Annotated in this window: 10 protein-coding genes and 2 pseudogenes; 5 read left to right on the forward strand and 7 right to left on the reverse strand. The window is 74.5% G+C overall.

Annotated elements, in window-relative coordinates; all coding sequences use genetic code 11:
• Positions 1-13: 13 nt before the first annotated feature.
• Together ACFYYT_RS12335 and ACFYYT_RS12340 are read right to left on the reverse strand one after the other, a co-directional pair.
• Positions 14-2,440 (reverse strand): excinuclease ABC subunit UvrA, encoded by a 2,427-nt coding sequence (locus ACFYYT_RS12335; protein ID WP_351817334.1) that lies wholly within the window; start codon positions 2,438-2,440, stop codon positions 14-16.
• Positions 2,441-2,458: 18 nt separating this feature from the next.
• On the reverse strand, positions 2,459-3,448 hold the full coding sequence (locus tag ACFYYT_RS12340) for an LLM class flavin-dependent oxidoreductase (protein ID WP_351817337.1): 990 nt from the start codon (positions 3,446-3,448) through the stop codon (positions 2,459-2,461).
• An 89-nt stretch (positions 3,449-3,537) separates the two neighbouring features.
• Between ACFYYT_RS12340 and ACFYYT_RS12345 the strand changes: the two genes are divergently transcribed.
• Positions 3,538-4,032 (forward strand): hypothetical protein, encoded by a 495-nt coding sequence (locus ACFYYT_RS12345; protein ID WP_351817340.1) that lies wholly within the window; start codon positions 3,538-3,540, stop codon positions 4,030-4,032.
• Between the two features lie 175 nt (positions 4,033-4,207).
• Here ACFYYT_RS12345 and ACFYYT_RS12350 read toward each other — a convergent pair whose 3' ends face one another.
• Positions 4,208-4,423 (reverse strand): dodecin, encoded by a 216-nt coding sequence (locus ACFYYT_RS12350; protein ID WP_351817592.1) that lies wholly within the window; start codon positions 4,421-4,423, stop codon positions 4,208-4,210.
• Between the two features lie 164 nt (positions 4,424-4,587).
• On the opposite strand from ACFYYT_RS12350, the gene ACFYYT_RS12355 reads away from it, so the two are divergent.
• From ACFYYT_RS12355 to ACFYYT_RS12365, 3 genes and pseudogenes are all read left to right on the forward strand, one after another.
• The gene (locus tag ACFYYT_RS12355) at positions 4,588-5,853 is read left to right on the forward strand and encodes an extracellular solute-binding protein (protein ID WP_388607700.1); all 1,266 of its coding nucleotides are present in this window, start codon (positions 4,588-4,590) and stop codon (positions 5,851-5,853) included.
• A gap of 141 nt (positions 5,854-5,994) precedes the next feature.
• Entirely contained in the window at positions 5,995-6,819 is an 825-nt protein-coding gene (locus ACFYYT_RS12360) for a GNAT family N-acyltransferase (protein WP_351817343.1), read from the forward strand.
• A pseudogene (locus tag ACFYYT_RS12365) lies at positions 6,816-7,346 on the forward strand (lysophospholipid acyltransferase family protein); the annotation flags it as partial. The gene ACFYYT_RS12360 and the pseudogene ACFYYT_RS12365, both read left to right, overlap by 4 nt.
• Before the next feature lie 341 nt (positions 7,347-7,687).
• Here the strand turns inward: ACFYYT_RS12365 and egtD are convergent.
• Genes egtD through egtA form a run of 4 tightly spaced genes read right to left on the reverse strand, consistent with a single transcriptional unit; the run spans position 7,688 to position 12,079 of the window.
• Positions 7,688-8,674, reverse strand: coding sequence for an L-histidine N(alpha)-methyltransferase (egtD, locus tag ACFYYT_RS12370; RefSeq protein ID WP_351817346.1), 987 nt, complete (start codon positions 8,672-8,674; stop codon positions 7,688-7,690).
• A complete protein-coding gene (egtC, locus tag ACFYYT_RS12375) occupies positions 8,671-9,429 on the reverse strand; it encodes an ergothioneine biosynthesis protein EgtC (RefSeq protein ID WP_351817349.1) in 759 nt (252 codons plus the stop codon). The genes egtD and egtC overlap by 4 nt, the downstream gene beginning before the upstream one ends.
• Positions 9,429-10,763 (reverse strand): ergothioneine biosynthesis protein EgtB, encoded by a 1,335-nt coding sequence (gene egtB / locus ACFYYT_RS12380; RefSeq protein WP_351817352.1) that lies wholly within the window; start codon positions 10,761-10,763, stop codon positions 9,429-9,431. Before egtB ends, egtC begins: the two co-directional genes overlap by 1 nt.
• Positions 10,760-12,079, reverse strand: a complete 1,320-nt coding sequence (gene egtA / locus ACFYYT_RS12385; RefSeq protein WP_351817355.1) for an ergothioneine biosynthesis glutamate--cysteine ligase EgtA — start codon at positions 12,077-12,079, stop codon at positions 10,760-10,762. Before egtA ends, egtB begins: the two co-directional genes overlap by 4 nt.
• A 108-nt stretch (positions 12,080-12,187) precedes the next feature.
• On the opposite strand from egtA, the pseudogene ACFYYT_RS12390 reads away from it, so the two are divergent.
• Positions 12,188-12,999: pseudogene (locus ACFYYT_RS12390) on the forward strand (TIGR02452 family protein).
• The last annotated feature ends 1 nt before the right edge of the window (position 13,000 follow it).

Below are 13,000 nucleotides of genomic sequence, written 5' to 3' on the forward strand. Positions count from 1 at the left end.
TGCCGGACACCCCCTAACCGCCCAGCGCCCGGGCCAGGTACGGGGCCGTGCGCGAGCCGGCGGAGGCGGCGACCTCGGAGGGCGGGCCGCAGGCCGTGACGCGGCCGCCCTCCGTACCGCCGCCCGGGCCCATGTCGATGACCCAGTCCGCGCCGGCCACCACCTCCATGTCGTGCTCCACGACCACCACCGAGTGCCCCGCGTCCACCAGCCCGTGCAACTGCGCCAGCAGCACCCGTACATCGGCCGGGTGCAGACCCGTCGTCGGCTCGTCCAGCAGGTACAGGGTGTGGTCCCGGCGCAGCCGTTGCAGTTCGGTGGCCAGCTTGATGCGCTGCGCCTCGCCGCCCGAGAGCTCCGTCGCGGGCTGCCCCAGCCGCAGGTACCCCAGGCCGATGTCCGCCAGCGCCCGCAGGCTGCGTTCCGCCGCCGGGACCCCGGAGAAGAACTCCGCGGCCGCCTCCACCGTCAGGCCGAGCACCTGCGCGATGTCCAGTCCGCGGTAACGGACCTCCAGCGTCCCGGGGTTGTACCGGGCGCCCCCGCACGCGGGGCACGGCGCGTACGTACTGGGCAGGAAGAGCAGCTCGACCGAGACGAAGCCCTCGCCCTGGCAGGTCTCGCAGCGGCCGCCGGGCACGTTGAAGGAGAACCGGCCCGCCTTCCAGCCGCGCGCCTTCGACTCCGGCAGCGCGGTGAACAGCTTGCGCACGACGTCGAACAGCCCCGTGTACGTCGCCAGGTTGGAGCGCGGCGTGCGCCCGATCGGCTTCTGGTCCACCTCCACCAGCCGCCGCACCGGGAAGTCCGGCTCCGCCAGCCGCCCGCCGACCTCCCGGGCCAGCACCTCGCCGACCAGCGTGGACTTCCCCGAACCCGACACCCCGGTCACCGCCGTGAACACCCCGAGCGGGAACCGCGCCGTGACGCCGCGCAGGTTGTGCCGGTCCACGCCCGAGAGCAGCACCGATCCGGTGGCCGTCCGGAGCGGCCGCGTACCCCCCGCCCGGGGCTCCGCGAACAGGTGGCGGCCCGTCGCCGACTCCGCCACGGCCGCCAGCCCGCGCGGCGGCCCGCTGTAGAGCACCAGACCGCCGTGTTCCCCGGCCAGTGGGCCGACGTCGACCAGCCAGTCCGCGTGCCGCACCACGGCCAGGTCGTGCTCCACCACGAACACGGTGTTCCCGGCCGCCTTCAGCCGGTCCAGTACGCCGAGCAGCGCCTCGGTGTCGGCCGGGTGCAGCCCCGCCGACGGCTCGTCCAGCACGTACACCACCCCGAACAGCCCCGACCGCAGCTGCGTGGCCAGCCGCAGCCGCTGGAGCTCGCCCGCCGAGAGCGTCGGGGCGGTCCGGTCCAGGCTCAGATAGCCGAGCCCGAGCTCCACCACCGGCCCGATGCGCGAGCGCAGGTCCTCGGCGAGCACCCGGCCGGCCTCGCTCCCGTGCGGGGCCCGTTCGAGTACGTCGTCCAGCTCGGTCAGCGCCACCCCCGCGAGCTCGGCGATGGTGCGGCCCGCGAAGGTCACGGCGAGGGCCTCCGGGCGCAGCCTGCGGCCCCCGCACACCGGGCACGGCGCATCGGTGAGGAACTTCTCGGCACGCGCCCGCAGGGTGGCGCTCTTGGTGTCCGAGAAGGTCCGCATGACATAGCGGTGCGCGCTCATGTAGGTGCCCTGGTAAGGGCGTTGGATCCGGTCGGCGTCGCGCACCGGGTGCACGGTGACCACCGGCTGCTCCTCGGTGAACAGGATCCACTCGCGCTCCGCCGCCGGCAGCTCCCGCCAGGGCCGGTCCACGTCGTGCCCGAGGGCCTCCAGGACGTCCCGCAGGTTCTTGCCCTGCCAGGCCCCCGGCCAGGCGGCGACGGCTCCCTGACGGATCGACAGCGAGGGGTTGGGGACCAGCAGTTCCTCGCTGGTGCGGTGGACGCGGCCGAGGCCGTGGCAGGAGGGGCAGGCCCCGGCGGCGGTGTTGGGGGAGAAGGCGTCCGAGTCCAGGCGGGGCGCGCCCGGGGGATAGGTGCCGGCCCGGGAGTACAGCATCCGCAGGGAGTTGGAGAGCAGGGTAACCGTGCCCACGGAGGAGCGCGAGCCGGGGGAGGAGCGGCGCTGCTCCAGGGAGACGGCGGGCGGCAGCCCGGTCACCGAGTCCACTTTCGGGGCGCCGATCTGGTGGATGAGCCGCCGGGCGTAGGGGGCGACCGACTCGAAGTAGCGCCGCTGGGCCTCCGCGTAGAGGGTGCCGAAGGCCAGGGAGCTCTTACCGGATCCGGAGACCCCGGTGAAGACGGTCAGGGTGTCGCGCGGGATGTCCACGTCCACCCCGCGCAGATTGTGCTCCCGGGCACCCCGCACCCGTACGTGGGAGTCGACGGCATCGCGTCCCGGGACGGGGAGGAGGGCGGGACCGGGGGCGGGCTCATCGGCGGAGGGGCGCATTCGCCCCAGTTTAGGACCCTACGAGAGTCCGGCGATCCGGGCCAGCCCGGCGAAGCTCTCCAGCAGGGCCGTGCGGTCGTAGGTGGAGGTGGTGACGAGCAGCTCGTCCGCGCCGGTGGTCCGCGCGATCCGCCCGAGCTCCGCCGCGACCTGCTCGGGGGTGCCGGCGACGTGCCCGGTCAGGCCGTCCTCGTAGAGCTCCCGCTCCTTCGGCGTCATCGCCAGCGCCTCGATCTCCTCGGCCGGGCGCAGCGGCGGGAAGCTGCCCCGGGTGCGCGAGTGGGCCAGGGCCCAGGCCTCCGGGACCAGGATCCGCCGGGCGGCCTCCTCGGTGGCGGCGACCGCCACGGTCCCGGAGAGCACGACGTGGGGCTCCGCGCCCCAGGGGGAGGGCCGGAACTCCTCGCGGTAGCGGCCGATGACCTCCGCCATCCGGGTGCGCGCCCGCAGATCGCCCACCACCACCGGCAGGCCGGCGCGGGCCGCGATCCCGGCCCCCTCGCCGGTGGCCAGGACGAACGGCGGGATCCGCAGGCCCTCCGCCGGGCGGGCGTGCACCTCGGGGTGGGCCCGCTGGGTGCCGTCGAGCCAGCCCAGCAGCTCGGCGAGCTGCTCCTCGAAGCGGTCGGCGTCGGCGGTGTCCCGGCCCAGGGCCCGGCGGATGCCGCCGGTGAAGCCGACCGACCGGCCGAGGCCCATGTCGATCCGGCCGGGGAACAGCGCCTCCAGGACCCCGAACTGCTCCGCCACCACCAGCGGCTGGTGGTTGGGCAGCATCACCCCGCCGGTGCCGACGCGGATCCGCCGGGTGGCCCCGGCCACGGCCGCGGCCAGGACGGTCGGTGCGGAGCCGGCGACGCCGGGCACGCTGTGGTGCTCCGACACCCAGAAGCGGTGGTAGCCGAGTTCCTCGGCGGCCCGGGCCAGCTCCACCGTGTCGCGCAGTGCCTGCGGGGCCGGGTGGCCCTCGCGGGTGCGGGACCGGTCGAGGATCGAGATCTTCTGCATCACACTGCTGTCAACGCGCACGGGGGCTGGTGATTCCCGCCGGCGGCCGTGTCTGGCCGGGTGTCGCGGGCAGCGCCTACGCTGCCGTCATGACCGAGAGCGCACCCCGCCGACCCCTGGCCGTCTTCGACATCGACAACACGCTCGCCGACACCACCCACCGGCAGCGCTTCCTGGAGGTCCGGCCCCGGGACTGGGAGGGCTTCTTCGGTGCGGCCCCGGCCGATCCGCCGCTGGCCCGCGGCGTCGCGCTGGCGGTGGAGAGCGCGGCCGACTGCGAGGTCGTGTACCTGACCGGCCGACCGGAGCGCTGCCGGGCGGACACCACCGACTGGCTGGCCCGGCACGGTCTGCCCGAGGGGCGGGTGTGGATGCGCGGGAACCAGGACCGGCGGCCGGCCCGGCTGACCAAGCTCGACGTGCTGGGGCGCATCGCCCGCGGCCGGGAGGTGCGGATGCTCGTCGACGACGACGCGCTCGTCTGCCAGGACGCCCGCGCCGCAGGCTTCCGCGTGGTCCTCGCGGACTGGGCGGCCGAGGCGCCGGAGCTCAAGTCCGCGCAGGAGGGCGAAGGCCGCACCTGAGGAGCGCACCCGGGGCGGGGTCGCCGGGGGCGTACCCGGCGCCCGTCCCGGACCGTGCTGCGGCGTGTCCTCCCTGGCCGTCCGGCGTCGTCCCGGCCGTACGGCGCGCCGTACCGGGCGGACGGCGCGGCGCCCCAGGGACGTACGGATTCGACTGGGGAGCGGGTGCCGCCGCTCAGTCCTCGCCGTCGAGGCGGAAGCCCACCTTCAGGCCCACCTGGTAGTGCGCGACCTCGCCGTTCTCGATGTGCCCGCGCACCTGGGTGACCTCGAACCAGTCGAGCGCGCGGAGGGTCTGCCCCGCGCGGGCGATCCCGTTCCTGATGGCCTGATCGATGCCGTCGGGAGAGGTGCCGACGATCTCGGTCACCCGGTAGGTGTGGTTGGACATGGGGGTCTCCCGCCAGTCGTCGCTGTTGCCTTGTTCCACGGTGCCCCAGTAAGGCCGGGTCCGCGAACTTTGTGTGAACAGTCCCGGGAGAAAGGGGGTTGACCCACTCATTGGTCTATGCCAATTTCAAGCCATCTGAGATCCATCCCCAGAAGGTGACCCTCGTGAAGATGCGCTTCCTCGCCGTGTGCACGGCCCTCGCGGCGGCCGCCGCCCTCACCGCTTGTGGCAGCCAGTCGGCCGGATCCGGCGGGGGCACCGAGAAGGTGACTCTCTGGCTGATGAAGGGCAGCGCCTCCGACGACTTCACGGCGAAGTTCACCGCCGACTTCGAGAAGCAGCACCCCGGCATCGACCTGGACGTGCGGATCCAGGAGTGGAAGGGGATCGGCGACAAGGTCAACGCCGTCCTGTCCGGCAAGGCCAAGGAGGGCGCCGACGTCATCGAGGTCGGCAACACCCAGGTCGCCCAGTACGTCGAGACCGGCGGCCTCTCCGAGCTCACCCTCGAAGGACTGCGCGAATGGGGCAGCAAGGACTGGCTGCGCGGGCTCTCCGAGCCGGGCAGCGTCAACGGGGCCCAGTACGGCGTCCCGTGGTACGCCGCCAACCGGGTGGTCATCTACAACAAGGAGCTCTTCGCGGGCGCCGGGATCAAGACGCCGCCCAAGACCCGCCAGGAGTGGATCGCCGACACCCAGAAGCTCGACAAGGGGGAGCAGCAGGGCATCTACCTGCCCGGCCAGAACTGGTACGTCCTCGCCGGGTTCGTCTGGGACGAGGGCGGCGAGCTGGCCGTCGAGACGGGCGGCCAGTGGGTCGGCGCGCTCGACGACGAGAAGTCCCTGGCCGGCATGGACTTCTACAAGCAGCTCCAGGCACTCGGCGACGGCCCCAAGGGCGCCGACGAGGAGACGCCCCCGCAGTCGGAGGTCTTCGCCCGCGGCCAGGTCGCCCAGATCATCGCCCCGCCCGGCCAGGCCGCGCAGATCGAGGCGGCCAACCCCGCGCTCAAGGGCAAGCTCGGCTTCTTCCCCATCCCCGGCAAGACCGCCGAGAAGGCCGGGGCCGTCTTCACCGGCGGCTCCGACCTGATCATCCCGGAGAAGTCGAAGCAGCGCGCCCACGCCGTCGACCTGATCACCGCCCTGGTCAGCGAGAAGTGGCAGACGGAGCTCGCCCGCACCATGAGCTACGTCCCCAACAAGACCACCCTCGCCCATGTGGTCGACGGCAACGACGGCGCCGCCGCCATGGCGCCCGGCGCCGCCCAGGGCCGGGCCACCCCGAAGTCCGCGCGCTGGGCCGAGGTCGAGGCCAAGAACCCGATCAAGCCCTACATGACGGCGGTCCTGAACGGGCAGGACGCCAGGCAGGCCGCGAAGACGGCCTCGGACACGGTGAGCAAGGTGCTCAGCTCCGACCGCTGAGCACCCCGTCCGCCGAGTTCAGCGTCCGCACATCCAGGGGCCGCTGAGCGGTCATGTCGAATCCAGCCGGTCACGGAAGAAGTAAAGGAGCCGGGCCCGCCCACCTGCGGCCCGGCCCACGTGCCCGGATCAGGAGCAGCCATGACCATCGCACCCCTGTCCCCGTCCCCCCTCGCACCCCCCGCCCCGGCCGCCCCCGTGGCCCCGGCTGTCCCCTCGGCCCCGGCCACCCCCTACGCCCCCCGGTACGCCGTCCGCCTCGCCCGTGACGAGGACGAGGTGCGGGCCGCCCAGCGCCTGCGCCACCAGGTCTTCGCCGGCGAACTCGGCGCCCGCCTCGACGGCCCCGAGCCTGGCCTGGACACCGACTCCTTCGACGCCTACTGCGACCACCTCCTCGTCCTCGAAGAGGAGACCGGGCAGGTCGTCGGCACCTACCGGCTGCTGCCCCCCGAGCGCGCCGCCGTCGCCGGGCGCCTCTACTCCGAGGGCGAGTTCGACCTGTCCGCCCTCGACCCGATCCGCCCGGACCTGGTCGAGGTCGGCCGCTCGTGCGTGCACCCCGACCACCGCAACGGCGCCGTCATCGCCCTGATCTGGGCCGGGCTCGCCCGCTACATGGAGCGCTCCGGCCACAACTGGCTCGCCGGATGCTGCTCGGTCCCCCTGGCCGACGGCGGGGTGCTGGCCGCCGCCACCCGGGAGACCGTCCTGGCCCGCAACCTCGCCCCGCAGGAGTACCGCGTCACCCCGCACCTCCCGTGGAGCCCCGAGGGCATCACCGTCCCCGGACGCATGGAGCTGCCGCCCCTGCTGCGCGGGTACCTGCGCCTGGGCGCCTGGGTCTGCGGGGAGCCCGCCCTCGACGCCGGGTTCGGCTGCGCCGACCTGTACGTGCTGCTCTCCCTGCGCCGGACCAACCCCCGCTACCTGAACCACTTCCTCTCGCTCGCCCCGGGCGCATGAGCGTCTGGCTGCCCACGGCGCCCTGCACCCCGCAGCAGTGCGCCGCCCACCCCGGGCGGACCGCGGGCGTCCCGCGCGCGGTGCTCCGGCTCGCCACCGCCCTCGCCCTGTTCCTGCTCGCCGTCCCGGCCGCCGCACCGGTCCGGCTGCTCCCGGCGGGCCCCCGCCGCGCCCTGGTCAGGGCCTGGTCGGCGGCGCTGCTGCGGGCGCTCGGGATACGGATCACCGTGCACGGGGCCCCCGGCGGCGACGGGGGCCGCCTGATCGTCGCCAACCACATCTCGTGGCTGGACATCCCCCTCGTCACCGCCGTGCTGCCCTGCCGGATGCTGGCCAAGAGCGAGATCGGCGCCTGGCCGGTGCTCGGCCGGCTCGCCGCCCGCGCCGGCACCCTGTTCATCGAACGCGACCGGATCCGGGCCCTGCCCGACACCGTCGCCACCATCACCCGGGCGCTGCTGGCCGGGGACCGGGTCACCGTCTTCCCCGAGGGCTCCACCTGGTGCGGGCGGGCCCAGGGGCCCTTCCGGCGGGCCGCCTTCCAGTCGGCGCTGGACGCACGGGTCCCCGTACAGCCGGTGCGGCTGCGCTACCGGCTGGCGGACGGGGAGGCCGCCGGGGCGCCCGCCTTCGTCGGGGACGATCCGCTGACCGCCTCCCTGTGGCGGATCGCCCGGGCCCGCGGGGTGCACGCCGAGGTGTGGCTGCTGCCCCGGATCCCGCCGGGCCGTCACCCGGACCGGCGGGACCTCGCTGAGGCGGCCCGGCGGGCCGTCCTCGGCGGGGAACGCGAAGGGCGCGACCGGCACCCGCTGGCGGGCGTCCCCGCCCAGCCGCGTCCCTCAGCGCTGGTGCGTCAGCCGGTGCGTCAGCCGGTCACGGGGCCCGTCACGCCGTCGGCCACCGACAGGGACACTGCGAAACGCTGCGCCGCGTCCGTCCACCAGTGGGACAACTCCAGCCCGGCCCCGGCCAGTTCCCTGCGGACTCCCTCCTGACGGAACTTCGCCGAGACCTCCGTCAGGATCTCCTCGTCCTCCTCGAACGGCACGGCGAGGTCCAGCGCCCTGACCTTCACCGTCACCGCCCGCCGGGCCCGCAGCCGCATCTCGATCCACTCGTGCTCCCGGTTCCACACCGCCACGTGCGTGAAGTCGGCGGTGTGGAAGTCCGCCCCCAGCTCCCGGTCGATCACCGCGAGCACGTTCTTGTTGAACTCCGCCGTCACCCCCCGGGCGTCGTCGTACGCCGCCACCAGCACGGCCTCCTCCTTGACCAGGTCCGTGCCCATCAGCAGGGCGTCCCCCGGCGAGAGCATGGCCCGTACGGACGCCAGGAACACGGCCCGCTCGGGCGGCAGCAGGTTGCCGATCGTGCCGCCCAGGAACACCACCAGCCGCGGACCCGCCGACTCCGGCAGCCGCAGCGGCTTCGTGAAGTCGGCCAGCAGGGCGTGCACCCGCAGGCCCGGGTGCTCGGCCAGCAGGGATTCGGCCGCACCGGTCAGCGCGCTCTCGCTCACGTCCACCGGTACGTACGTCTCCAGCGCGGGCAGCGCCTCGATCAGGTGCCGGGTCTTCTCCGAGGAGCCGGAACCCAGTTCCACCAGCGTGCGCGCCCCGGTCACCGCCGCGATCTCCTGGGCGCGTTCCAGCAGGATCTCCCGCTCGGCGCGCGTCGGATAGTACTCGGGCAACCGCGTGATCTCCTCGAAGAGTTCACTCCCCCGGGCGTCGTAGAACCACTTCGGCGGAAGCTCCTTCGGGGAGCGGGTCAGCCCGCTCAGCACGTCGGTGCGCAACGCCGCCTCGGCGGCGTGCTCGTCGAGGGTCCGGGTCAACTGGAAGTCGTTCACGGAGTGGTCTCCTTGAGCGGGGTCAGGGCGACCCGGGCGGGGGTGGCCGTCAGCAGGGTCCGGTCGGGCACTTCGCACCAGCGCGGATCGTCGTCGTACGGCTCCGACGCCACCACCACCCGCCGGGCGGCCGGGTCGGCGAGGTACCACAGGGAATCCCCCCAGGCGGTCGCGGCGATGGACGTGCCGTCGGTCAGGAGCAGGTTCAGCCGGGATCCGGGAGCGGCGCCGGCCAGTTCGCGCACCGGTTCCGCCAGGGCCGTGCCCAGGTCGTCGCCCTGCCGCAGGCGGTGCAGCACCAGCGCCCACACGAACGCCGAATCGGTGCGCGCGGCCAGCTGGAGCAGCTCCTGCGGCGGCAGAACGGCGGCGGCCTCCGCCATCGCGTCCGGCCAGTCCCGCAGGCTCCCGTTGTGGCTGAACAGCCAGGGCCCCGAGGCGAAGGGCGCCGCGGCCGCCTCCCCGTCCGACCCGGCGAAGGTGGCGTCGCGCACGGCGGCCAGGAAGGCCCCGCTGCGCACCACGCGGGCGAGGTCGGCGAAGCCCGGATCCCCCCAGAGCGGCCGGTCGCGCCGGTAGCGCGCCGGGACCGGATCGCCCTCGGCGTACCAGCCGACGCCGAAGCCGTCCGCGTTGACGGTGCCGTGCCGCTGCCGGCGCGGCGCCCAGGACTGCCGCACCAGGGCGTGCTCGGGCTCGCTGAGCAGCCGCCCCAGCGGTATCGGCGGTCCCACGTAGGCGAGGTGACGGCACATCAGACGTCCCTCGCGGTACGGAAGCCGGAGAAGATCTGCCGCCGCACGGGCAGGTCCCAGTTGCGGAAGGTGCCCCGGCAGGCGACCTGGTCCACGGCGAAGGAGCCGCCGCGCAGAACCTTGTGCTCCGGCCCGAAGAACACCTCCGAGTACTCGCGGTACGGGAAGGCGCGGAAGCCCGGGTACGGCAGGAAGTCCGAGGACGTCCACTCCCACACGTCGCCGATCAGCTGGCGCACCCCGAGCGGGGAGGCACCGGCCGGGTACCCGCCCGCGGGGGCGGGGCGCAGGTGGCGCTGGCCCAGGTTGGCGTGGGCGGGAGTGGGGTCGGCGTCGCCCCAGGGGTAGCGGCGGGAGCGGCCGGAGGCCGGGTCGTGGCGGGCGGCCTTCTCCCACTCCGCCTCGCTGGGCAGGCGCCGGCCCGCCCAGCGGGCGTACGCGTCCGCCTCGTACCAGCTGACGTGGAGCACCGGCTCGTCGGCGGGCACCGGCTCGGTCACCCCGAAGCGGCGGCGCAGCCACTGCCCGCCCTCGGAGTGCCAGAACAGCGGGGCGCCGATGTCGTGGGCGCGGATCTGCTCCCAGCCCTCGGCGGCCCACCAGCGGCGCTCGCGGTAGCCGCCGTCGGCCATGAATGCCTGGAACGCGGCGTTGGTCACCGGCGCCGTGTCGATCCAGAAGGCCGGGACCTCCCGTACGTGCGCGGGCCGCTCGTTGTCCAGCGACCAGGGCTCGGCGGAGGTGCCCATGGTGAACGGCCCGCCCGGCACCAGGACCTCGGGCGCCTCCGGGGGCGGCCCCTGCGGCGGGCCGGGGTCGGGCGCGGTCAGTACCGGACCTCCGGCGCGCAGCTGATGGGTGATCAGCATCGTTTCGTCGTGCTGCTGTTCGTGCTGGGCGATCATGCCGAAGACGTAGCCCCCGTCGAGCAGGGACGTGCCCTCCAGCGGGGTGCGCTCCAGCAGGTCGAAGACGCGTCCGCGGACCTCGGCCGCGTAGCCGCGGGCCTCAGCGGGTCCCAGCAGGGGCAGTTTCGGGCGCTCCGCACGCGGATGCTCGAAGGCGTCGTACAGCGGGTCGATCTCGGGACGCATGGACGCGCGGCCGGCGACGTTGCGCAGCAGCCAGAGCTCTTCCATGTTGCCGATGTGCGCCAGGTCCCAGACCAGCGGCGACATCAGCGGGGAGTGCTGCGCGGTCAGGTCCCGGTCGTCCACGGCGTCGGTCAGCGCGGCCGTGCGGGCGCGGGCCGCGGTCAGGGCGGCGACGGCACGCTCGCGCAGCCGTTCGGTGCCGGTCTCGGGATGGGTCTCGGGGTGGGTCTCGGTGGTCACGGGCGCTGTCCCTTCCCGGCGGGGTGCAGGAGTGCTTCGAGTTCCCCGGCGTCATCGGCCGGGCAGCGGCCGCGCCGCACGTAGCGATCGGCGAATGCCTCCACGGCCTCCTGTACGCGCCTGCTCGCGCCGAGCCGGGGCAGGGCCTCGCCCGCCGCCCGGAAACAGGCGGTGGCGGCCGTACGCAGCTCCGGATCGGCCAGTCCGGCCCGGGCGGCCGTGTGCCACAGGGCGTTGCGCGGGGCGCGCGCGGACCCGTAGCCGTCCGTCAGGGCCTTCACCGAGCGGTAGGCGGTCTCGGCGGCCTCGGGGTCGTCGAAGAGCGCGTGCGTGACGGCCGTCGGGACCAGCCAGCCGTCCTCGCCGGGCTGCGCGTCGATCATCCGCAGCTCCAGGTGGCCGCGCGGCCGGACCGGCGGGAAGAGGGTGGTCAGGTGGTAGTCCAGGTCCTCGGCGGTGGGCGGGCGCAGGCCGTGGCGGGCACCGCCGGTGCGCACCCAGTCGCGGAAGGTCAGCCCGCGCGGCACCGCCCAGGGCCCGTCCGCGGAATCCCGTACGCACATCACCTCGGTGTCCAGCGCGTGCCGGGTCCAGGCCGCGCGCGGTTCGCCGTCCAGCGGCGGGGCGAGGGAGCGGCGCGTGTCGATGTCGTTCCAGATGCCCTGCCGCGCACACCGCCAGCCCCGGTACGGGCCCTCGTGCGCGGGGGAGTTGGCGAAGGCGGCCACCAGGACCGCGCCCAGCAGGTGCGCCAGCCGCCAGCGCCGCCCGTAGCCGAGCGGGCCGGGCTCCTCCTGGCCGGCGTCCACGCAGACCTGCACGGAGGCGGAGGAGCACATCATGGCGCGTCCGGCGGGCCCGGTGCGGTCGAAGTACGTCTCCATGGCGTCGTAGCGGGGGCTGGCGAGCAGCCGGCGCAGCGGCCGGCGCGGATCCCGGCCGAGGCCGCGCAGGACGAGCCCGTGCTCGCCCAGTGCGGCGCGGACCGCGTCCAGGTCGGCCTGGAGGCCGTCCACGCAGTCCGTGAGGGAGCCGGCCGGGGCGGAGCTGAGCTCCAGCTGGCCGCCCGGTTCCACGGTGAGGCAGGAGCGCAGGGACAGCGCCCGGGCCGCCTCGTGGCCCGCGGCCAGCCGCTCGGGCGCGAGCGGCAGCCAGGGCCGCTCCGCGTCGAGCACGAGCCATTCCAGCTCCGCGCCGAGGAGCCGGGGCGGGCCGGTCTTGAAACAGATGCCGTGGACCAGGTCCTCGGCGCCCGCCTCGGTGAGGGCCTCGTGGGCCCGGTCGCGTGCGGGTGGAGCGGGTACGTCCTCGGTCATGACCGGAACCTCGTCTCCTGTCGTCGGCCGTGATGTCACCCGTGCCTACCCGTGCCCGGAGCACAAATGCCTTTGCCGCCGAGGCTGCTCGCACCCGAGGATGGCGCGGTGAGCAGCAGATTGCGTGAGATCGCGCGGGAGAACGCGGTGATCCTGGCGGCCGGCGGGTACCGGACGCGGACGGGGCGGCGGATCTCCCTCGCCGCCGACCTGGCGGAAGCCAAGGCCGGAACCAGAATATATGGGCCGAACCGGGTCATTCCAGACGGAGAGGCCGTCGGTGGGACCCACCGCACGGCGTTCCAGGTCACGGGGAGAGCAGTACGGTCGCCGCGCGTCGCCTCGCGGCGCGGGGCCCGGTCGCCGTCCTGAACTACGCCTCGGCCCGCAATCCCGGGGGCGGGTACGTGCGCGGGGCCAAGGCCCAGGAGGAGGCGCTGTGCCGCGCCTCGGCGCTCTACGAGACCCTCCTGGAGGCCCCGGAGTACTACGAGACCCACCGCGCGGGGAAGAGCACCTTCTACACCGACCGGGTGATTCACTCACCCGGGGTGCCGGTCTTCCGCGACGACCGGGGCGACCTGATGGAGACCCCGTTCCGGGCCGGCTTCCTCACCTCCCCGGCCCCGAACGCGGGCACGATCCGCCGCCAGGAACCCGAGCGGGCCCACGAGATCCCCGCCGCGCTGGCCCGGCGTGCCGAACGGGTCCTGGAGGTCGCCGCCCTGCACGGCTACGGGCGGCTCGTCCTGGGGGCGTGGGGGTGCGGGGTCTTCCGCAACGACCCGGCGCAGGTGGCGGAGGCCTTCCGCGCCCTGCTGACCGGCCGCTTCGCGGGCACCTTCGAGGAGGTCGCGTTCGGCATCCTGGACCGCGCCCCCGCACCCCGCGAGGCCTTCGAACGGGCCTTCCCGGCCTGAG

Origin of the sequence: Streptomyces sp. NPDC002032, assembly GCF_042890765.1 — a bacterium.
GTDB lineage: Bacteria > Actinomycetota > Actinomycetes > Streptomycetales > Streptomycetaceae > Streptomyces.